The sequence below is a fragment of the Arthrobacter sp. E70 genome (assembly GCF_058266945.1).
In genome coordinates this window covers 19,041-36,857 of record NZ_JBYQFR010000013.1, presented here as the reverse complement: position 1 = coordinate 36,857, position 17,817 = coordinate 19,041, and the positions used below count along the sequence as shown (strand labels likewise).

General features: G+C 69.2%; 19 protein-coding genes and 2 pseudogenes. 6 read left to right on the top strand and 15 right to left on the bottom strand.

Going from position 1 to position 17,817, the window contains the following annotated elements; translation table 11 throughout:
* Positions 1 to 16: 16 nt before the first annotated feature.
* Entirely contained in the window at positions 17 to 1,399 is a 1,383-nt protein-coding gene (locus tag AC3IMC_RS16235; RefSeq protein WP_490919734.1) for a TrkH family potassium uptake protein, read from the top strand.
* Positions 1,400 to 1,484: 85 nt separating this feature from the next.
* Here the strand turns inward: AC3IMC_RS16235 and AC3IMC_RS16230 are convergent, their stop codons facing one another.
* The gene (locus tag AC3IMC_RS16230) at positions 1,485 to 2,030 is read right to left on the bottom strand and encodes a YceI family protein (RefSeq protein ID WP_490919654.1); all 546 of its coding nucleotides are present in this window, start codon (positions 2,028 to 2,030) and stop codon (positions 1,485 to 1,487) included.
* A gap of 148 nt (positions 2,031 to 2,178) precedes the next feature.
* Between AC3IMC_RS16230 and AC3IMC_RS16225 the strand changes: the two genes are divergently transcribed.
* From AC3IMC_RS16225 to AC3IMC_RS16215, 3 genes are all read left to right on the top strand, one after another.
* A complete protein-coding gene (locus tag AC3IMC_RS16225; protein WP_490919652.1) occupies positions 2,179 to 2,574 on the top strand; it encodes a DUF1622 domain-containing protein in 396 nt (131 codons plus the stop codon).
* A 78-nt stretch (positions 2,575 to 2,652) separates the two neighbouring features.
* A complete protein-coding gene (locus tag AC3IMC_RS16220) occupies positions 2,653 to 3,078 on the top strand; it encodes a hypothetical protein (RefSeq protein WP_490919651.1) in 426 nt (141 codons plus the stop codon).
* A 75-nt stretch (positions 3,079 to 3,153) separates the two neighbouring features.
* On the top strand, positions 3,154 to 3,906 hold the full coding sequence (locus AC3IMC_RS16215) for a CDP-alcohol phosphatidyltransferase family protein (protein WP_490919650.1): 753 nt from the start codon (positions 3,154 to 3,156) through the stop codon (positions 3,904 to 3,906).
* Positions 3,907 to 4,133: 227 nt separating this feature from the next.
* Here the strand turns inward: AC3IMC_RS16215 and AC3IMC_RS16210 are convergent.
* From AC3IMC_RS16210 to AC3IMC_RS16190, 5 genes and pseudogenes are all read right to left on the bottom strand, one after another.
* Positions 4,134 to 4,649, bottom strand: a pseudogene (locus AC3IMC_RS16210) (alpha/beta fold hydrolase); the annotation flags it as partial.
* A 193-nt stretch (positions 4,650 to 4,842) separates the two neighbouring features.
* Positions 4,843 to 5,220 carry a fluoride efflux transporter CrcB gene (gene crcB / locus AC3IMC_RS16205; protein WP_490919649.1) on the bottom strand — a complete coding sequence of 126 codons (378 nt, stop codon included), beginning with the start codon at positions 5,218 to 5,220 and terminating at the stop codon, positions 4,843 to 4,845.
* The gene (locus AC3IMC_RS16200; RefSeq protein ID WP_490919648.1) at positions 5,217 to 5,717 is read right to left on the bottom strand and encodes a fluoride efflux transporter FluC; all 501 of its coding nucleotides are present in this window, start codon (positions 5,715 to 5,717) and stop codon (positions 5,217 to 5,219) included. The genes crcB and AC3IMC_RS16200 overlap by 4 nt, the downstream gene beginning before the upstream one ends.
* Positions 5,717 to 6,265: a universal stress protein gene (locus tag AC3IMC_RS16195; RefSeq protein ID WP_490919647.1), complete on the bottom strand. Its 549-nt coding sequence runs from the start codon at positions 6,263 to 6,265 to the stop codon at positions 5,717 to 5,719. The genes AC3IMC_RS16200 and AC3IMC_RS16195 overlap by 1 nt, the downstream gene beginning before the upstream one ends.
* Before the next feature lie 82 nt (positions 6,266 to 6,347).
* Positions 6,348 to 7,034 (bottom strand): haloacid dehalogenase type II, encoded by a 687-nt coding sequence (locus AC3IMC_RS16190; RefSeq protein WP_490919646.1) that lies wholly within the window; start codon positions 7,032 to 7,034, stop codon positions 6,348 to 6,350.
* Between the two features lie 190 nt (positions 7,035 to 7,224).
* On the opposite strand from AC3IMC_RS16190, the gene AC3IMC_RS16185 reads away from it, so the two are divergent.
* The gene (locus AC3IMC_RS16185) at positions 7,225 to 7,680 is read left to right on the top strand and encodes a hypothetical protein (protein ID WP_490919645.1); all 456 of its coding nucleotides are present in this window, start codon (positions 7,225 to 7,227) and stop codon (positions 7,678 to 7,680) included.
* Positions 7,681 to 7,737: 57 nt separating this feature from the next.
* Complete coding sequence (locus AC3IMC_RS16180; RefSeq protein WP_490919643.1) at positions 7,738 to 8,145, top strand: four-helix bundle copper-binding protein; 408 nt, start codon at positions 7,738 to 7,740, stop codon at positions 8,143 to 8,145.
* Between the two features lie 105 nt (positions 8,146 to 8,250).
* On the opposite strand, the gene AC3IMC_RS16175 is transcribed toward AC3IMC_RS16180, so the two are convergent.
* The 9 genes and pseudogenes from AC3IMC_RS16175 to AC3IMC_RS16135 form a co-directional block, all read right to left on the bottom strand.
* A complete protein-coding gene (locus AC3IMC_RS16175; RefSeq protein WP_490919733.1) occupies positions 8,251 to 8,703 on the bottom strand; it encodes an FAD-dependent monooxygenase in 453 nt (150 codons plus the stop codon).
* A 29-nt stretch (positions 8,704 to 8,732) separates the two neighbouring features.
* Positions 8,733 to 9,497, bottom strand: a pseudogene (locus AC3IMC_RS16170) (FAD-dependent monooxygenase); the annotation flags it as partial.
* Positions 9,498 to 9,522: 25 nt separating this feature from the next.
* Positions 9,523 to 9,765, bottom strand: a complete 243-nt coding sequence (locus tag AC3IMC_RS16165; protein WP_490919641.1) for an acyl carrier protein — start codon at positions 9,763 to 9,765, stop codon at positions 9,523 to 9,525.
* Between the two features lie 13 nt (positions 9,766 to 9,778).
* Positions 9,779 to 11,170, bottom strand: a complete 1,392-nt coding sequence (locus tag AC3IMC_RS16160; protein ID WP_490919640.1) for a dihydrolipoamide acetyltransferase family protein — start codon at positions 11,168 to 11,170, stop codon at positions 9,779 to 9,781.
* Positions 11,167 to 12,144: an alpha-ketoacid dehydrogenase subunit beta gene (locus AC3IMC_RS16155; protein ID WP_490919639.1), complete on the bottom strand. Its 978-nt coding sequence runs from the start codon at positions 12,142 to 12,144 to the stop codon at positions 11,167 to 11,169. Before AC3IMC_RS16155 ends, AC3IMC_RS16160 begins: the two co-directional genes overlap by 4 nt.
* Positions 12,141 to 13,205 carry a pyruvate dehydrogenase (acetyl-transferring) E1 component subunit alpha gene (gene pdhA, locus AC3IMC_RS16150; protein ID WP_490919638.1) on the bottom strand — a complete coding sequence of 355 codons (1,065 nt, stop codon included), beginning with the start codon at positions 13,203 to 13,205 and terminating at the stop codon, positions 12,141 to 12,143. The genes AC3IMC_RS16155 and pdhA overlap by 4 nt, the downstream gene beginning before the upstream one ends.
* Entirely contained in the window at positions 13,202 to 15,082 is a 1,881-nt protein-coding gene (gene acsA, locus AC3IMC_RS16145; RefSeq protein WP_490919637.1) for an acetate--CoA ligase, read from the bottom strand. Before acsA ends, pdhA begins: the two co-directional genes overlap by 4 nt.
* Positions 15,083 to 15,118: 36 nt before the next feature.
* Positions 15,119 to 16,390 carry an erythromycin esterase family protein gene (locus AC3IMC_RS16140; protein ID WP_490919732.1) on the bottom strand — a complete coding sequence of 424 codons (1,272 nt, stop codon included), beginning with the start codon at positions 16,388 to 16,390 and terminating at the stop codon, positions 15,119 to 15,121.
* 83 nt (positions 16,391 to 16,473) lie between these two features.
* Entirely contained in the window at positions 16,474 to 17,814 is a 1,341-nt protein-coding gene (locus AC3IMC_RS16135) for a phosphoribosyltransferase family protein (RefSeq protein WP_490919636.1), read from the bottom strand.
* Positions 17,815 to 17,817: the final 3 nt, after the last annotated feature.

Sequence of the window (17,817 nt, the reverse complement as noted above, 5' to 3'; positions counted from 1 at the left end):
AGCCGCGCCCGGACGAATCCGCAGCAGGAGCCTCCCCCCGCTCCCCGAACGTGGCGGCGGAAGCACCCTGGGCCGTGTGCTGCTGCATCCGGTGCGGCTGGTGCCACTCGCCTTCCTGACCGTGATCCTCATCGGTGCCGGGCTGCTGATGCTTCCCGCCGCGCACACCGACCCGCAGCCGGAACCGCTGCTGACGGCCCTGTTCACCTCAGTCTCGGCGGTCTGCGTCACCGGCCTGGCCACAGTGGACACCGCCACGTTCTGGACCCCCTTCGGGCAGGGGGTGATTTTGGGGCTCATCCAGGTGGGCGGGTTCGGCATCATGACCCTGGCCACGCTGCTGTCGCTCCTGGTGCGGAAAACCATCGGCCTGCGCGGGCAGCTGATCGCCCAGTCCGAGACCCACACCCTGAACTTCGGGGACGTCCGCTCCGTGCTGTTCAGCGTCGCCCGGATCATGCTCCTGTTCGAGGCCGGCACCGCCCTCATCCTCACGGGACGTTACTGGATCGAATACGACCACAACCCCGCCACCGCCCTGTGGCATGGGGTCTTCCATGCCGTCTCCGCCTTCAACAACGCCGGCTTCGCCCTCTACAGCGACAGCCTGGTGGGTTTTGCGGGCGATCCCTGGATCATCGTCCCCATCTGCGCCGCTGTCATGGCCGGAGGCCTGGGCTTCCCGGTGCTGATCTCCCTGCTGCGCGGCGGCGTCCGGGTGAAGGACTGGACGGTCCACATGCGCCTGACCATCTACGGCAGCCTGCTCCTTTTAGCGGCGGGTGCAGCACTGTTCGCCGCCTTCGAATGGAACCGGGAACAGACCCTGGGCGCGATGCCCGCGGGCGGGAAGATCCTGGCAACCCTGGCCGGCACCGTCTTCCCCCGCACGGCAGGGTTCAACAGCATCGACTACGGCGCCGCATCGCCGGAGACCCTGCTGGTGACGGACATTTTGATGTTCATCGGCGGCGGCAGCGCCGGAACCGCCGGCGGCATCAAGGTCACCACGTTCCTGGTGCTGTTCTTCGCGATCTGGAATGAGGTCCGCGGCCGGGACCACGTGACCATCGCGCACCGCTCTATCAGTTCGTCCTCCCAGCGGCAGGCCCTGTCCGTTGCGCTCCTTGGCGTGGCGGCCGTGGTGGCCGGAACCCTGCTGCTGCTCATGTTCACGGACCTGCCCCTGGACAAAGTCCTCTTCGAGAGCATTTCGGCGTTCGCCACGGTGGGCCTGAGCACCGGCATCACCCCCGGCCTTCCCGCCGACGCCCAGTGGGTCCTGATGGTGCTGATGTTCACGGGCCGCATCGGGACCATCACGGTGGCCTCCTCCCTGGCGCTCTCCTCACGTCCCCGCCTCTACCAGCTCCCGGAAGAGCGGCCGGTCATCGGCTAAGGGCGCGCCGTTTAAGGGCGCACGACGGCGGTCCCCCGCCCTGGTGCGACGGTCACCATGGGCGGGGGCTGCTCCAGGCGCCCGCTCAGCCCTGCTTGACGAGGGCTGCCTCAAGGTTGATCTTGACCTTGTCGCTGACCAGCACGCCGCCGGCCTCCAGTGCGGCGTTCCACGTCAGGCCGAACTCCTTGCGGCTGATCTCGGTCTCAGCCGAGAACCCGGCACGCGTGGCGCCGAACGGGTCCACGGCAACACCGGTGAACTCGACTTCGAGCTCCACCGGCCGGGTGACACCCTTGATGGTCAGGTCACCGGTGAGGGTGTATTCCTCCCCGTCCCCTTCAATATGGGTGCCGCGGAACGTCATCTCCGGGTACTTTTCGACGTCGAAGAAGTCCGCTCCGCGCACGTGGCCGTCACGGTTGGCGTCCCCCGAATCGAAGCTGGCTGTGGCAACCGTTGCACGCAGCGAGGAGTCCGCGAGCGACTGCCCCACATGTGCCTCGGCCTGGGCCTCCTTGAACCGGCCCCGGACCTTGCTGATCCCGGCATGGCGGACGCTGAAACCAATCTCGCTGTGCGCCATGTCCAAGGTCCACGTTCCCGGCGTTAGTTCCTTCGGAAGGGTCATTGCCATACTCCTCACTGGTAGGTCCGCAGGCTCCGCTGCCCGCTACCGGGCACAATACCCCGGCTGCCCGCAATTATTCCCGCCGCGTCCAACAGCGGGAATCCGGCAAGACTAGTAAGCATGCTGAGCTTTCTGTACGGTGGGAAAAATGAATTTCAAGGAAATCATCGAGACCGCCGGGCAGTACATGGACTTTGCCGGCGTGGCCATCATGGTCATCGGAGCAATCGTGTCCATTCCCCTGGCTGTCCGGGGGCGGAGCTTTCCGCATAGCGGCCCCGGGCCGGAGCCAACGTCGGTCTACCGGCAGTACCGGCAGCTGTTGGGCCGTTCCATCCTGCTGGGCCTGGAACTTCTGGTGGCCGCTGACATCATCCGCACCGTTGCCGTGACGCCGACTTTCACCAGTGTGGGAGTCCTGGCAGTGATCGTGCTCATCCGGACGTTCCTGAGTTTCTCCCTTGAACTGGAGATCACCGGGCGCTGGCCCTGGCAGAAGGAACACCAACCAGCCAGCGTTGCGAGCAAGACGGCCCGGACCTGAGGGGTGTACTGGCCGCGGGTATCCACATAGTGCCCCCATTCCTTGAACCGAACCCTGGCAGCGGGCGTATACATAAGCGTGGCACTACGACTGCTCACCGCACTGGCTTTGTTCATCGACGCCGGAGTACACCTCTTCCTGGCGCCCGGCTACAACAACGCGCCGCCCGGAGGCATCAGCCAGGGCACGCTCTTCCTGCTTGAGGCGGCAGCGGCGCTGGTGGTCGGCATTTACGTCCTGGTCCGCGGCAGCAGGGCGGCCTACGCCGTGGCCCTGTTGGTGGCTGCCAGCGCGTTCGCTGCCGTGATGCTTTACTACTACGTCGACATCCCGGCCATCGGACCGATACCGGCCATGTACGACCCCGTGTGGTTCTTTTCCAAGGCCCTCAGTGCGGTCGCCGAGGGAATCGGCACGCTTCTGGCCATCGCGGGCCTGGTCCGTGCGGCACCGAGGCGGCGGGGCGGCGTAGTGGAGCGTCCGACGCCGCGACCCGGGGTGTGAGGCCCGCGCGCCGTCCCGGGGCGCCAAGATCGCCGGGGCCGGGGGCGTTGTTAGCATGCGGAAGGGAGGTGGCACATGGACAGCGCAGCTGAACGGGCCGCGCCGGACACGATGGCTGCCGCTGCCGCGTTCGGGGTCTCGGCGCTGTGGCTTTCGTCCCTGTCCTCCCCGGGACTGGGGCTGCAGCTGGCCGGCCTCTGCGCCGGCGCCTTGGTAACCGGAGCCGCCGTCGCCTCTCTGCTGCGGCGTAGCCCGCGGTTCTCCACGCCAGCGGACCGGGTCACGCTGCTGCGCGCCCTCCTCGCCGCCCTTTGCGCCGTCCTGGCCGTGCCGCAACTGATCACCGGCCGCCCACCGGACCTCCTTCTCGTGGTCCTGGGCGGCGTGGCCTTCCTGCTCGATGCGCTCGACGGGCTGGTGGCGCGGCGCACCGGAACGGCATCGGCGGCCGGTGCCCGCTTCGATGCCGCCACAGACGCCGCCCTGGTCCTCGTCCTGTCCGCCGCGGCGGCCGGCGTCGTGGGCCCCTGGACCCTGGTGACCGGGGCCATGTACTACGTGTTCGTGGCCCTCGGGTTCTTCCGGCCGCACCTGCGCGGACCGCTGCCGCACAGCGCGGCGCGGAAGGCGATCGGGGCGTTCCAGCCGTTCGCGCTGCTGGTTGCGCTGTTCCCCGGCATCCCTACGGCCGCAGCAACCGTTGTCGCAGCGGCGGCCCTTGCACTGCTCACGTATTCGTTCGGCCGCGACACGTTCCTGCTGGAACGGCGGCGTTACGCCAGGCTCGCCGGTTCAAGGCCCGTGCGCTTCGGGACCGAACCGCTGTAGCTGCCGCACCTCATCCCTGCGGACGGAGCTTCCTCGTGGTGGATGCAGTCGGCAGGCTCTCAATTCACACATTTGCCCAGGAAAGCCCGGACAGTTGCATTGAATTCATCTGCGGCGTCGATCTGACACAGGTGCCCGGCACCGGGAAGCACCACCAGGGTGGACCCCTCGATGGCAGCGTTGAGTGCCAGCGCGACGTCCAGTGGAGCGCGGACATCCTTATCGCTCTAGACGAGCAGGGTCGGTATGGAGATCAAGGGCAGGGCCTCCCGAACATCTTCAGCGGAGGCGCGGGCCATCGCCCGGAAGCCTGCCGGGTGGAACCGCCGCAGGGCCGCGCCAAAGAGGTCCACCTGCTCCTGCGGCGCCGACGCGGCGAACATCGTTGGCAGCAGGGTGTCGACGAAATTCTGCGGGGTTAGCCTTGACAGCTCCAGCGCCTGCTGCAGGCGCTGACGTGCCATGTCAGCCGGAAGGGAGCCTCCCCAGCCCGCGTAGGCGGAGGCAAGCACCAAGCTTGCAGGTACGGCGGGGTGGCGGCGCGCGAATGCAATAGCCAGCGCTCCACCGAAGGACAACCCGACAATGCACGGGTTCCGCAGGCCGAGCCGTTCGATGAAGCCGGCCAGGCAGTCGGCGTAGCCCGCGATGCCAAAATCCTCGGGCGGATCCGAAGACTCCCCCGCTCCGGGGGCATCCCAGGCGACCACTGTGAAGTCTTCCGAGAACTCCTCCAGCTGCCGCTTCCAGGTGGCAAGGCCGTTTCCAACCTAGCCGTGCAAGAGGACCAACGGCGGCCCGGCACCCGCCCGGGTGTAGGCCACGCTCAAACCGTCAAGCTGGACCGAATCCACGTCAACACCCCCGGCTCTTTGCCCTACGGGTACCTCGATGCTCCAACCAAAACCCGGGCAAGGCAATAGGGTGAATCCGCCCTTAGAGACGTGCCCCCAGTGCCAGCCCCGCAGCCGCGGCGGCCACGGCCACAACGGCGGTGCCGATCCCGTTGAGCAGCGCGAGGCCGGTGCGCCGGGACTGCACCAGGCGGACCGTCTCGAAACTGGCCGTACTGAAGGTGGTGTAGCCGCCGAGGAACCCGGTACCCGCGATGGCCTGGAGTTCCGGGGGCGCGGCGTGGACGATGACGGCCCCCGCGACCAGGCCCAGGAGGAAAGAGCCCGTGACATTGATGGCGATGGTGGCCACGGGGAGGGCGGTGCGGAACTTGGCGCGGATGAGTCCGTCGACGACGAACCGCGTCCCGGCGCCGAGGCCGCCGGCAAGTCCGACCAGAGCGATGACCAGGGCGTTCACCGCTTTACTCCCGTACGGCGGTGGTTTCCTGCGGCCAACGCGATCCCGGCCACCGTGGCCGCCGCCCCGCCCACCAGGGTGGCGGCGACGTACAGCAGCGCATCCGTGCTGCGTCCAGTCCCAAGCAGGGCGTTCGTTTCCAGCGCCAGGGTGCTGTACGTGGTGAAGGCGCCGAGGAAGCCTGTGCCGGCGAGCAGGCGGATGACCCTGCGCCGTCCGGCGTCCGGGCCGCGGCGCACCAGGGCCTCGAGCAGGGCGCCGAGCAGGAAGGCGCCGGCCAGGTTGATGGTCAAGGTGGGCAGCGGCCACCCGCCCGGGGCGGGCAGGACAGCGCCGAGCCCGTAGCGGGCCAGGGCACCGAGCATGCCGCCGAGGACGACGACGGCCACGAACCCCGGGTGCAGATGGACCGGCCGGTGGGTCCTCGCCTCGCCGAGCGTCCCGGCATCCGCATCCCTCGTGGCGGAAGCGGCGGCGTCCTTGTCGGCTGGGAGCATCAGCGGCCCTCCTGCCGGCGCGGCCTGGCGTGCGGTTTCGGGTGCGGGGCGAGCGGAACCACCAGCACGGGCCGGTCCTGGCGGTGCGTCAGGTGGACGGCCACCGAGCCCACGAGCAGCTCCTCAAGGCGTGCACCGAGGCCGCGTTCGCGGGTTCCCACCACAATGACCGACGCGTCGCGTGACTCCGCCAGGTGGCCCAGCGCCCGGGCAGGGTCTCCGGCCAGGGTCACGAAGGACCAGCGGATGCCCGTCCCGTCGAACGCTTCCTGCAGCCGCACCCGGAGGTCCGCGCTGATGCCCTCGATGTCGTCGTCGATGCCGTCCGGATCGATCGGCAGCGCCTCGACCCGCCCGTCGGGTTCCTCGGCAGGGTACGTGGTGACGTCCACGTAGGCGCAAACCAGCTCCACGCCCAGGCTGAAGGCCAGTTCCGCGGCGCGGTGCGCAACGGCAAGGGGCTGGCCGGGCACCGCGCCCATCAGCACCGGTCCGGTGATCTTCCGCGGCACATACGCTGCGCCGGGGTGATCAGCTGGCTGGTTCATGGGCTCTCCTGTCGGATCCGTGCAGTCACCGTAACAAGGCTAAGCCCGCTGTCCGCCCCGCGTTACCGTTGGCCGGACAGGCCTATGCGGCGAGAGCCGGGGGCAGGGCGGTCAGTGCGGGGATGACGATGTCCGGGGACCGGAAATAAGAGGGGTAGCGGGCTCCGGTCCGATTGATCCAGGCTGTGCGCAGCCCGGCTTTGGCCGCCCCGTGGATGTCCCAGGGGTGCACAGCCACCATCAGCATCCCGGACGGATCCGCCCCGGTCGCGGCTGCCGCGTATGCATAGGCGGCCTTCGCCGGCTTCCACGCAGGGGCGTCCTCAACAGAGAGGAGCAGTTCGAATTTGTCCCGGATGCCGCCGGCAACCAGCAGTTTGTCGGAATTTGCCGTGCCGCCATTGGTCAGGGTGACCAGCCGGTGGCCGGCCGCCGCCAGGGCGCGGACGCCCTCAGGGACGTCCGCATGCAGGGAAAGGTTCTGCATGGCAGCCAGGACGCGCTCGACGGCGGTGTCCAGGTTTCCGCTGATTCCTTCGGATCCCAGCAGGATGCGGAGGGCATCGGCGCCGATGGTGGCGAAGGGTTCCTTGTCGCCGCTGGCGGCGAGGGCGAAGCCGTCGCGCAGGAGCGTGGCAAACCAGAGCTTGGCCAGCGCGCGTGGTGCGCCTACTTGAGCGAATGCTTCCCCCAGCGGGGCCATGTCGGACAGGGTCTCGTTGACATCAAAAACGATGACCAGCGGTTCGGCCATGTTCTCCCTTTCCATTGCGGATCCCAGCCTGCTGCACGACTTGGCGGGTACTGCTTCCCTTGATTTTCTGGACGAAAATAGTCAGTCTACTTAGTAGTAGATCACAAAGGTCCCGCCGGAACCATGGAACAGGACCTGCGCCCGACGCAAGGAGACAGTAACGAAGCCACCGCCGCACCGCCCGAGGCCGGTCCACGAGCTTTCGATGCCGCGGATCCTTTTCGCCTGGCTTCTTTCCGGGCTGCTGCTGGTGGCTGCGGTCTCGTACTTCCAGGGCACTAGGTATGCGCTGGTGCCGGGGTCCGCGGCGGCAGTGTCAGTGGTCCATCACGCAGCCCCCGCCAACTTCCCCGGTCCCGCGGAAGCCGTGCTTGCAGCTGAACTGCGCCACGCGCCGTCGTCCGTTCCCGCCCCGGGCCAGCCGCCCGCTGCAGATGGGCGCAACTCCCCGTGCCACAGCGATTTGCCTCAGCACCACGCGTGCTGCGACCGCTACCCTGCGTCGCGGAGCGAACCCGCACCTACGAAAGCAGCAGCGCCCGACCCTCCGGCCCTGGCGCTGCACGCCGGCCCGCGGTCCCTGCTCCCCAACGGGCCTCCGGAACCCCAACCCAGGCGGCAGGCCCTGACCCTGGACCAGCTTTCCATCAGCCGGACGTAAACAACGCCTGTTAACTCACCCATCAACAGCCGTAACAACCGGAAATGAGAGAACCCAATGACCCACGTACAGTCCATGCTGGACACCTACCCCAAAGACCTCGGCACCGTACACAAGGACAAGCTCGCCGCATGCATCTCGGCCTGCTTCGAATGCGCCCAGACCTGCACCGCCTGCGCGGACGCGTGCCTCAGCGAGGACATGGTGGCCGAGCTGACCAAGTGCATCCGCACCAATCTCGACTGCGCCGATATCTGCGCCGCCACCGGCAACGTTTTATCCCGCCACACGGGGTATGACGCCAACCTCACCCGCGCCGTGCTGGAAGCCTGCCGGGCGGCTTGCAAGGCCTGCGGTGACGAATGCAGCGAGCACGCCTCCATGCACGAGCACTGCCGCGTTTGCGCGGAAGCGTGCCGCCGCTGCGAGCAGGCCTGCGCCGACCTCCTCGCCTCGCTGGGATGATTCGGCTATTGGGCTGATCCGGCTACAAAGCTAATCCACCCAGGAGCGGGCATGTCCGGTGGGGCCAGCAGTCCCTGCGCCGGACATGCCCGCCTGGCCCCCGGCTCACTTCGCAATCCTGCCGATAATCTGCCGGGCAACGATGCGGTCAAGGCCCGGGGCGTGCGAGGCGCGAATAATCCAGCGGCGCAGGAGGCGCTGCGTGCGGTTGGCGGGGAGGAAGGAGGATGCAGCCCGCCTTCCCGCAGCCTGGGCCTGCTCCACCACAGGCCGCCAGCGCCGCTCGAATTCGGCCAGGGCCGGCCGGATCCCTTCGGGTGAAGCTGCGGGTCCCAGGATGTCGCCCAGCAGCGCCGCTCCGGCGATGGCGAGCGACCCGCCTTGGCCAGCAAGCAGCGACACCGCCCCGCACGCGTCCCCGACGAGGACAGTCCTCCCCTTCTGCCAGCAAGCAGCGACACCGCCCCGCAAGCGTCCCCGACGAGGACAGTCCTCCCCTTCTGCCAGCCAGGCATGACAATCTGTGCGACGACGTCGTCGTAGGGGTGTTCCGGACACAGCTGCAGGAGCCGGTCCACAGCGCCGCCAATCCCGCCGAACTCCCGGCGAAGACGTTCCCGCGCCGTCCCGGCCATCCCGTCGGGCAGTCCACCCGCGGCGTCACGGTAGACCATGAAGGCCGCGACGTCGTCGGAGCGCAGGCCGTAGAACCCCGCCACCCGGTTGAGAGTGTCGGTGAGGATGAACCGGTTCCGGAACCGACGGTTCAGATCCGGCTCAGGCACGATGAATGCCGCTGCCCGCATGCCCAGCGGGCGCAGATGCTGCTGTTCCGGCCCGAAGACTTCGGACCGCACGGCGGAATGGATGCCGTCAGCCCCAATGAGGACGTCTCCTTCCAGCGCCGGATCTCCCCGGCCGTCCAGGCCTACGCGTACGACTTCCGCACGGTTCCACACCCGGTACACCGCTGTCCCATACCGGACGCGCACTAGGCCGGCGGGAACGTCATCAAGTGCGGCGAGCGCGGCACGCTCCATATCCGGACGCAGCAGGCTCAGCACCTTGCCGCCCGCAAGCCTGGAAAACTGGTCGTAATTGAGGCTGGCCCTGGGCCGCCCCGTAGGATCGACATACTCCGCTGCCTCCACGCGGTACGCCACATCGGCCAGCCGTGGGTAAAGGCCGATCCGTTCCGACGCCTCCACCCCGGGGCCAAAGAAGTCCATCATGTAGCCGTCCGGGCGGGGGGCATCCGACTTTTCGAGGACGTCCACGTCCCACCCGGCAAGTCCCAGCTGTCGGGCAGCGACGAGGCCGGCGATCCCTGCCCCCACAACCAGGGCTTTCATGACGTCCTCCCAGCGTTCCCGCTCCTCAGCCGTGCCCGGCGACGTAGCTGACCAGCCCGTCCACTGTGGCCACTGCCGGGTAGTCCGCCTCCGGGATGTCCACCCCCGTGGACTCGGCAATCACCTCCACCAGCCGGAGGAAGTCCAGCGAGTCCAGTTCCAAGTCCTGGCGCAGCCTGGCGCCGCCGTCGAGGTCTTCGGGCCCGACGTCGGGCGCCACCTTGCCGATCGCCGCCACCACCGCATGGCGTGCGTCCTGTTCGTTCACGGCTCCTCCTTGCCTACAGCTTGTCCGGTGCCTGCAGCAATTCGTCGATCCGGGCCAGGAAACGGCCGCCACGCAGCCCGTCACTCACCCGGTGGTCGGCCGACAGCGTGGCCGTCGCAGCATGCCGAATCCCGAGCATCCCGTTGTGCGCCCAGGGCTGCTCCAGCACCTTGCCGAAACCCACCATCGCCACCTGCGGCGGGTAGATCACGCCGAACACGCTCTCGACGCCGAGGTCGCCCAGGTTGGTCACGGTGATGGTGGGATCTGCCATTTCCGCGCGCTGCAGCCTGCCGGCACGGGCCCGGCCCACCAGGTCGCGCAGCTGGTCCATCAGCTGGTCCAGGGTCAGCGTGTCGGCGTCGTGCAGGGCCGGCGCCACAAGGCCGCCGTGCCGCAGCGCCACCGCCACGCCCAGGTGCACCGCGCTGCTGGCCTGGAAGGCACCCTTGGTGAAGAAGCCGTTCATGTCCGGCACCTCCTTCGCAGCCAGCGCGGTGGCCTTCAGCAGCAGGGCCGACGGCACCAGCCGCGACGAGACGGGCCGTTCCCGGTTCACCCCCTGCATCCACGCCATCGCTGCCGCCAGATCCAGGGTGGTGGACAGGTAGTAGTGCGGAATCTCCTTTTTGGACCGGGACATCAGCGCGCCGATCGCCTGCCGCAGGCTGTCCGCCTTGCCGCCCGCCGCCGTCGTGCCCTTCGGTTTGGCTGCCGCTTCCTTGGGTGCCGCTGCGGGCTCAGGTGCCGGCGATTCCGACGGCGCTGCTGCCGCCGGCGTTTCCGTACGGGTTTCCTTGGGCGGCACGGCAGAGAGGACGTCATCTTCCGTCACCGCGCCGCCGGGCCCCGTCCCCGTGACGTCCTTCAGGTCCACGCCAAGCTCAGCCGCCAGCCGCCGCGCCAGTGGCGAGGACCGGACCCGGTGCGTTTCGACGGCAGCAGGTGCCGGTGCCTGGGCAGGCACCTCGGCCGCGGGCGCCTGCCCGGGCGCCGATTCGGCGACGTGCGCTGCCGCGGCGCGTTCGACGTCGGCCCTGGTCACTTCGCCGTCCGTGCCCGTGCCGCTGATGCGTCCGACGTCGACCCCCAGTGTGTGCGCAAGGTGCCGGACCGGCGGCGGGACTTTTGCACCGGGCTCTGCCTGCGGGGGCGGCGGGAGTTCCGCGGGGGTCGCGGTGATGCGGGCGATGGGGGTGCCGACGTCCACGGTGTCCCCGATCTCCACCAGGAACTCGGCCACTACGCCTTCCTCGAAGGACTCGATGTCCATCACGGTCTTGTCCGTGTCCACCGCGGCCACCAGGTCCCCCTTGTGGACGTAGTCCCCCGGCTTGACCAGCCATTCCACCACCTTGCCGTGCTCCATGTCGGCGCCCAGGGACGGCATCCGGAACTCGGTCATGAGCTGCCCACAGCCCTGCGCGCCGCGGCCACCACCCGCTCCACGGACGGCAGTGCCGCCTGCTCCAGGTGCTTGGCATACGGGACGGGCACCTCCAGGCTGCACACCCGCTCCACCGGCGCATCGAGGTCGAAGAACGCCCCCTCGCTGATCCGGGCGGCGATCTCCGCCGAGATGCTGCCGCTGCGCCAGCCCTCGTCCACCACCACCGCGCGGTGTGTCCTGCCGACGCTGGCGAGGATGGCCGCCTCATCCAGCGGGCGGAGCGTACGCAGGTCGATGACGCCGGCCTCGATGCCGTCCTCGGCCAGCTGTTCGGCGGCTTCCAGTACCAGCGGCAGTGTGCCGCCGTACGTGATGAGGGTCAGGTCGTCCCCCTGCCGCAGGACCGCGGCCCTGTCGATGTCTACCGCGCCGGCGTCGTCGTCGAGCTCCCCCGCCACGTTGTACAGCGATCCATGCTCGAAAATCAGCACCGGGTCCGGGTCCTGCAGCGCGGTCCAAAGCATGCCCCGGGCGTCGGCCAGGGTGGCCGGGGCCAGGATGCGCAGGCCCGGAATGTGTGCGTACCAGCCCTCCAGGCTGTGCGAGTGCTGGGCGCCCAGCTGCCGGCCCGCACCCGTGGTCATCCGGATGACAATCGGCACGTTGAACTGCCCGCCGGACATGTGCAGCAAGGTGGCGGCGTTGTTGATGATCTGGTCCAGCGCCAGCAGGCTGAAGTTGACGGTCATGATCTCGACGACGGGCCGCATCCCTCCCAGCGCCGCGCCGATGCCCGCGCCGACGAACCCGGATTCGGACAGCGGGGTATCGCGGATCCGCTCCGGCCCGAATTCCTCCAACAGGCCCAGGCTCACGGCGAAGCTGCCGCCGTAGCGGCCCACGTCCTCGCCCATGAGGAAGACCCGCTCGTCGCGCTGCAGCGCGTCCCGGAGGGCGGCGCGCATGGCTTCCCGGTAGGTGGTTTTCATCCTGCTCCCCCTTCTTTCCCGGCGCCTTCTTTCCCGGCACCGGTACTGCTGTTTGTGCCTGCACTGCCACCGTCTGCCGTGTCGCTGTACACGAACCGGGCGAGTTCGGACACCGGCTCCAGGGTTCCGGCCTCAGCGAATCCGACGGCGGTGCTGATCTCCGCGTCCACGTCCTCCTGCAGCGCCGCCCACTTTTTCTCCGGCAGCTGCCCTGCCGCCTCCAGGAGAGACTGGAGCAGTCGGATGGGGTCCCGTTCCATCCACTGCGCCACCTCGGATTTCTCCCGGTACAGCTCGGGGTCGAACATCGAGTGCGCGCGGAACCGGTACGTACGCAGCTCCAGGAAGTGCGGGCCGCCGCCCGAGCGGACCCCGTCCACGGCGCGGCGTGCGGCCTCCTCCACCGCCAGCACGTCCATGCCGTCCACGGCCCAGGCCGGCATTTCATAGCCGGCGGCCTTGAGCGCGATGTCAGTCTGGGACTCCGAGCGGCCCAGCGCCGTTCCCATGGCATAGAGGTTGTTTTCGCAGCAGAAGAGCACCGGCAGCTGCCACAGGGCGGCCAGGTTCATGCTTTCGTGGAACTCGCCTTCGGCTACGGCGCCTTCGCCGAAAAAGCAGACGGTCACCCGCTGCCGGCCGGCCATCCGGTCCGCGAGCGCCAGCCCGACGGCGAGCGGCAGCCCGCCTGCCACGATCGCGTTGCCGCCGTAGAAGCGCGTGTTGGCGTCGAAGAGGTGCATCGAACCGCCGCGTCCACGGCAGCATCCCTCGGCGTGGCCGTACATCTCGGCAAGGATGGACCCGGCGGAGACGCCGCGGAGCAGGGCGTGGCCGTGTTCACGGTAGGTGGCCACCACGGCGTCCTCAGGTGCCAGGGCTCCCATGACCCCGGCGGCCACTGCTTCCTCTCCGATGTAGACGTGCAGGAAGCCGCGGATCTTCGCGGCGCTGTAGAGTTCGATGCATTTTTCCTCGAGCCGGCGCACCCGCAGCATCTGCCGCAGCAGGTGCAGGGCGTGCTCCGGGTCCGGGACGCCCTGGCCCCGCACGCTGCTCATGGCTGCCCTCCTTGGTGGGATTCCTGTCCCGGTAGTTCCTGCCCCTGCTGTTCCTGTCCCCGCGGCGTTTCCAGCGTGGAGAGGTCGCCTTCGGGCAGGCCGAGTTCGCGTGCCTTCAGGAGCCGGCGGAGGATCTTGCCGCTGCGGGTCTTGGGCAGGTTGGCGGTGAATTCCAGCAGCCGTGGTGCCACCGCCGCGCCGAGCCGTTTCCGGGCGAAGCCGATGATGTCCAGCTGCAGGTCCTCCGTGGCTTCGTTGCCGGGCTTGAGCTCCACGAAGGCTTTGACCACTTCGCCGGCCACGGGGTCGGGCACGCCGATCACCCCGGCTTCGGCCACCGCGGGGTGCTCCATGAGGCAGCTTTCCACCTCGAAGGGGCCGATCAGGTGGCCGGAGGACTTGATGACGTCGTCGCCGCGGCCCACGAACCAGAAGTAGCCGTCGGCGTCGCGCTTTGCCAGGTCCCCCGTCAGGTACCAGCCGCCGGCGAAACAGCGGCGGTAGCGCTCCTCCTCGTTCAGGTAGCCGCGGAACATGGACGGCCAGCCCGGACGCAGCGCCAGTTCCCCCATGGCATCCGGTTCGGTGACCAGCTGGACCTCACCGTCCCGGACCACCGGTTTGCCGTCGGCGTCCCGGGCCACCAACGCCGCTTCGATGCCGGGCAGCGGGCGGCCCATGGAGCCGGGCCGGATGGGCATGGCCGGGTAGTTGGCGATCATGATCCCGCCGGTCTCGGTCTGCCACCAGTTGTCGTGCACCGGCAGCCCGAAGACGTCCTTGCCCCACACCACGGCCTCGGGGTTCAGCGGTTCGCCCACGCTCGCCACGAAGCGCAGGGCCGAGAGGTCATGCCCGGCAGCGCGTTCCGCCCCTGCCTTCATCAGCATGCGCAGCGCGGTGGGTGCGGTGTACCAGACGGTGACGCGCTGTTCGGCGAGGATCCGGTACCAGCGGTCCGCGTCCAGTTCCTCCTGGTCCACGACGGTGGTGACGCCGTGCACCAGCGGGGCGATGATGCCGTAGGACATGCCGGTCACCCAGCCGGGGTCCGCGGTGCACCAGTAGATGTCGTCCGGGTGCAGGTCCAGGGCGAAGCGTCCGGTGGCGTAGTGCGCGGCCACAGCGTCGTGGACGTGGATGGCTCCCTTGGGCGTGCCGGTGGTGCCGCTGGTGAAGTGCAGCAGGGCCATGTCCTCGGGCTGGGTGTCCGCGATCTCCCCCTCCGGACCAGCGCCTGCCTGATCAGCGCTGGCCAGGAGTTCGGCCAGGTCCAGGGTTCCGGGCTCGGGGGCGCCGGCGGCGTCCACCAGCAGGACGAAGCGCAGCTCCGGAAGGGCATCCCGGACGGGTGCCACCTTCTTGCGGTACAGCGCCTTGGTGGTCACCAGGACCCGGCCGGCGCCCAGGTGCAGCCGCTGCCGGACGGGTTCGGGGCCGAAGGCGGAAAAGAGCGGACAGAAGACGCTCCCATTCTTGAAGGTGCCCAGGACGGCGGTGTACAGCTCCGGGCTGCGGCCCAGGAGCGAGAACACGCGCTCGCCGCGGCCCACCCCCAGGGAACCCAGGACGGCGGCGAACCTGCCGGTCTGCACGGCAAGGTCGGCGTAGGTCAGGGACGTCGTGGAGCCGTCGGCGCGGACGAAACGCAGGGCCTCCTTGTCCGCATTCGGTCCGGCCGCGTGCCGGTCCACCGCCTCATAGGCGATGTTCAGCCCCCGGCCGCCGGGCAGGCCGGACAGCGCCTGCCGGGCCTGGTCCCAGGTGAAGTCCCGCCGGGCGGCCTCGTAGTCCAGCAGGTTCGGCTGCACGGGGAAGGCGGCCACGTCCTTGGTGATGGTGGGCCACCGTGTGGCGCCCTCGACTCCGGTGGTCATAACGCTCCTCTGGCCATCGTGTTCCTTCGGTGTGGGCTAGAACCCGGTGGGCTCGGTTTCCAGTTCCGGCTCGCCGGGGACGTACTCGTGGTGCAGCGGGCGCAGAGCTTCGGTCCGGGGATGCCAGAACAGCGCGTCATACCGCTCCCCCATGCGGGTGGGCACATAGTTGCCCCGCTCGCGGTGCGGGTTGTAGACCACCCCGATGGCCCGGTGCCCGCGCCAGGATTCCAGCCAAGGGCCGGACCGTTCCGCCCCGAACACCAGCAGCGAGCGCTCCCCCAGCGCCTGGTTCAGGAGTTCCTCATGGCTGCCGTGCGCGGCGGCCGGGACGTCCATGGTCCATTCCGGCGAGCCCCACGACTCGGCGGCCGTGACGGATCCGGCGAAGGATGCGAACCCGGCCAGCACCACTTCGCCCGGGTGGCGCTGGCGCACCAGCTGGCCGATGTTCACCATGCCGTCGTGCGCCATGTCCGTGGCCCGGGCATCGCCCACGTGCGTGTTGTGCGCCCAGACCAGTCCCCTGGAACCCGGCCCGTGGTGTTCAGCGAGGCGGTCGATGGTGTCGCTCATGTGGTGGTCCCGGATGTTCCAGGACTGCCGGTCACCGCGGACCATGGTGCGGTAATAGCGTTCGGCGTTGGTGGCCACGATGGCGTTCTGGACGGCGTCGAACGCGGAAGGGTCGTCGTGCACCCGGCCGAGCGTCCGCCGTCGTACTTCTGCCAGCAGGGACACCACGTCCGCTTCGCAGGACTGCGGCACCAGGCGGTTGCTCCAGGCATACCGCTGCGGGTCTTCCCTGAAAGGGACGAAGCACCGCCAGGCCTGGTGGGCGGCCGGAAGGGCGTCGGCAGCGTTGGCCTCGAGCCAGGTGAAGATTTCGCGCAGCGAATCCCACAGGGAGTAGACGTCCAGGCCGTAGAAGCCGGTGCGCTCGTGCCCGGGCAGGCGCAGGTTCCAGCCGCGCAGCCAGGTCAGGAAGTCCGCCACCTCGTGGTTGGCCCACATCCAGGTGGGCCAGCGCTCGAAGCCCGCCAGGAGCCGGCGTGCATCCAGGTCCTGCCCGGCCTCACCGCGGACCCAGCGGTTGATGCGCCAGCAGTCCGGCCAGTCACCTTCCACGCCGATCCACCTGAAGCCGTATTCCTCGATCAACCGGCGGCTCAGCAACGCCCGCCAGTGGTAGTACTCCTGGGTTCCGTGGGACGCCTCGCCCAGGCACACGAACCGTGCCGGCGCGGCGAGGCGGACGAGAGGTTCAAGGTCGTCAGCGGAGGCCAGCGGATGCGCCAGGGAGCGGATCTGCCTGGTCTCCGCCGCGCGCCCGGCCCCCTGCTCCGCCCAGCGGCCGGCGCCGCCGCTGCCAAAGCCGGTGTTTCCGCCGCTCACGTCCGCGCCTCCGGCGCGGACCGCACCGCGTGAGCCGGCAGCAGGTACTGCCGGAACCAGTCAGAGGCCAGGGTGGCGGCCATGGCCAGGGTTCCCGGTTCCTCAAAGAGATGAGTGGCACCCGGGACGACTTCCAGCCGGACGGGCGCCGTCATCTGCGCCATGGCCTGCCGGTTCAGCGCCAGCACCTGAGTATCGGCGCCGCCGACGATCAGGAGGGTGGGGGCCCGCACGTCGGACAGCCTGGGGCCTGCGAGGTCCGGGCGCCCACCACGTGAGACCACTGCCGCAATCCGTGAGCCCGGTTCGGCCGCGGCCCACAATGCGGCACCGGCACCGGTGCTCGCCCCGAAGTAGCCGACACGTCCGGCGTACGTGTCCTGCCGCGATTGCAGCCAGTCCGTCGCGAGGACCAGCCGCCGCGCCAGCAGGCCGATATCGAACACGTTGGCCCGGTCGACCTCCTCCTCCGGCGTCAGCAGGTCCAGCAGCACCGTGCCGAGGCCGGCCCCGTGCAGGACCGACGCCACGAAACGGTTGCGCGGGCTGTGCCGGCTGCTGCCGCTGCCGTGGGCGAACAGGACCGTGGCCCCGCAGCCGGGAGGCAGGTACAGGCTGCCGCGCAGGGCCACCCGTCCCGCGGGAATCTCCACGTCCTCCTCCAGTGCGCCGTTGCCCCCGTCCGGCCGCTGGTGCTGCGCGGGCCGGGCGGCGGCGTCGAGCAGCTGCACCACTTCGCCGTCCTCGGTGGGCGAGAAGTCGTGGTAGTAGTACCCCACGGCCTGGAAGTTCTGCGGCGACAGCAGGCAGACGACGTCGTCCGGTTCCTTGAGCTCCACGACGGCCCGGGCGGGGGCAACGGGCACCGCCAGGATCACCCTTGCAGCACCGAGCTGCCTGGCCACCAGGCACGCAACCCTCGCAGTGGACCCGGTGGCGATGCCGTCGTCAACGATCACTGCAGTGCGGCCGGCGAGGTCGACGCGCCGGCGTCCCTGGCGGAACCGCGCCACCCGGCTTTCCAGGAGCGCGCGCTCCTGCCGTTCCACCTGCCGCAGGTCCGCTTCCGTCACACGGGCCAGGGACATCGTCCGTTGATCGATGACCCGCGTGTTCCCTTCCCCGATGGCCCCCATGGCCACTTCGGGCTGGAACGGAACACCAAGCTTGCGCACCACGATCACGTCCAGCGGCGCGTCGAGGGCTTTGGCCACTTCGTAGGCCACCGGGACGCCGCCGCGGGGCAGGCCCAGCACCACGACGTCCTGGCCGCGCAGCCCGGCGAGCCTCTTGCCCAGCCGCCGGCCGGCGTCGGCCCTGTTGAGGAACGCAACCATCGC

Bases quoted from the DNA above. Each gene is read 5' to 3' on its own strand.
- AC3IMC_RS16155 (WP_490919639.1), bottom strand. From the start codon at position 12,144: ATGAAAACCACCTACCGGGAAGCCATGCGCGCCGCCCTCCGGGACGCG.
- AC3IMC_RS16180 (WP_490919643.1), top strand. From the start codon at position 7,738: ATGACCCACGTACAGTCCATGCTGGACACCTACCCCAAAGACCTCGGC.
- AC3IMC_RS16185 (WP_490919645.1), top strand. From the start codon at position 7,225: ATGCCGCGGATCCTTTTCGCCTGGCTTCTTTCCGGGCTGCTGCTGGTG.
- pdhA (WP_490919638.1), bottom strand. From the start codon at position 13,205: ATGAGCAGCGTGCGGGGCCAGGGCGTCCCGGACCCGGAGCACGCCCTG.
- AC3IMC_RS16135 (WP_490919636.1), bottom strand. From the start codon at position 17,814: ATGGTTGCGTTCCTCAACAGGGCCGACGCCGGCCGGCGGCTGGGCAAG.
- AC3IMC_RS16225 (WP_490919652.1), top strand. From the start codon at position 2,179: ATGAATTTCAAGGAAATCATCGAGACCGCCGGGCAGTACATGGACTTT.
- AC3IMC_RS16200 (WP_490919648.1), bottom strand. From the start codon at position 5,717: ATGCTCCCAGCCGACAAGGACGCCGCCGCTTCCGCCACGAGGGATGCG.
- AC3IMC_RS16230 (WP_490919654.1), bottom strand. From the start codon at position 2,030: ATGACCCTTCCGAAGGAACTAACGCCGGGAACGTGGACCTTGGACATG.
- AC3IMC_RS16195 (WP_490919647.1), bottom strand. From the start codon at position 6,265: ATGAACCAGCCAGCTGATCACCCCGGCGCAGCGTATGTGCCGCGGAAG.
- AC3IMC_RS16215 (WP_490919650.1), top strand. From the start codon at position 3,154: ATGGACAGCGCAGCTGAACGGGCCGCGCCGGACACGATGGCTGCCGCT.
- acsA (WP_490919637.1), bottom strand. From the start codon at position 15,082: ATGACCACCGGAGTCGAGGGCGCCACACGGTGGCCCACCATCACCAAG.
- AC3IMC_RS16190 (WP_490919646.1), bottom strand. From the start codon at position 7,034: ATGGAAAGGGAGAACATGGCCGAACCGCTGGTCATCGTTTTTGATGTC.
- AC3IMC_RS16160 (WP_490919640.1), bottom strand. From the start codon at position 11,170: ATGACCGAGTTCCGGATGCCGTCCCTGGGCGCCGACATGGAGCACGGC.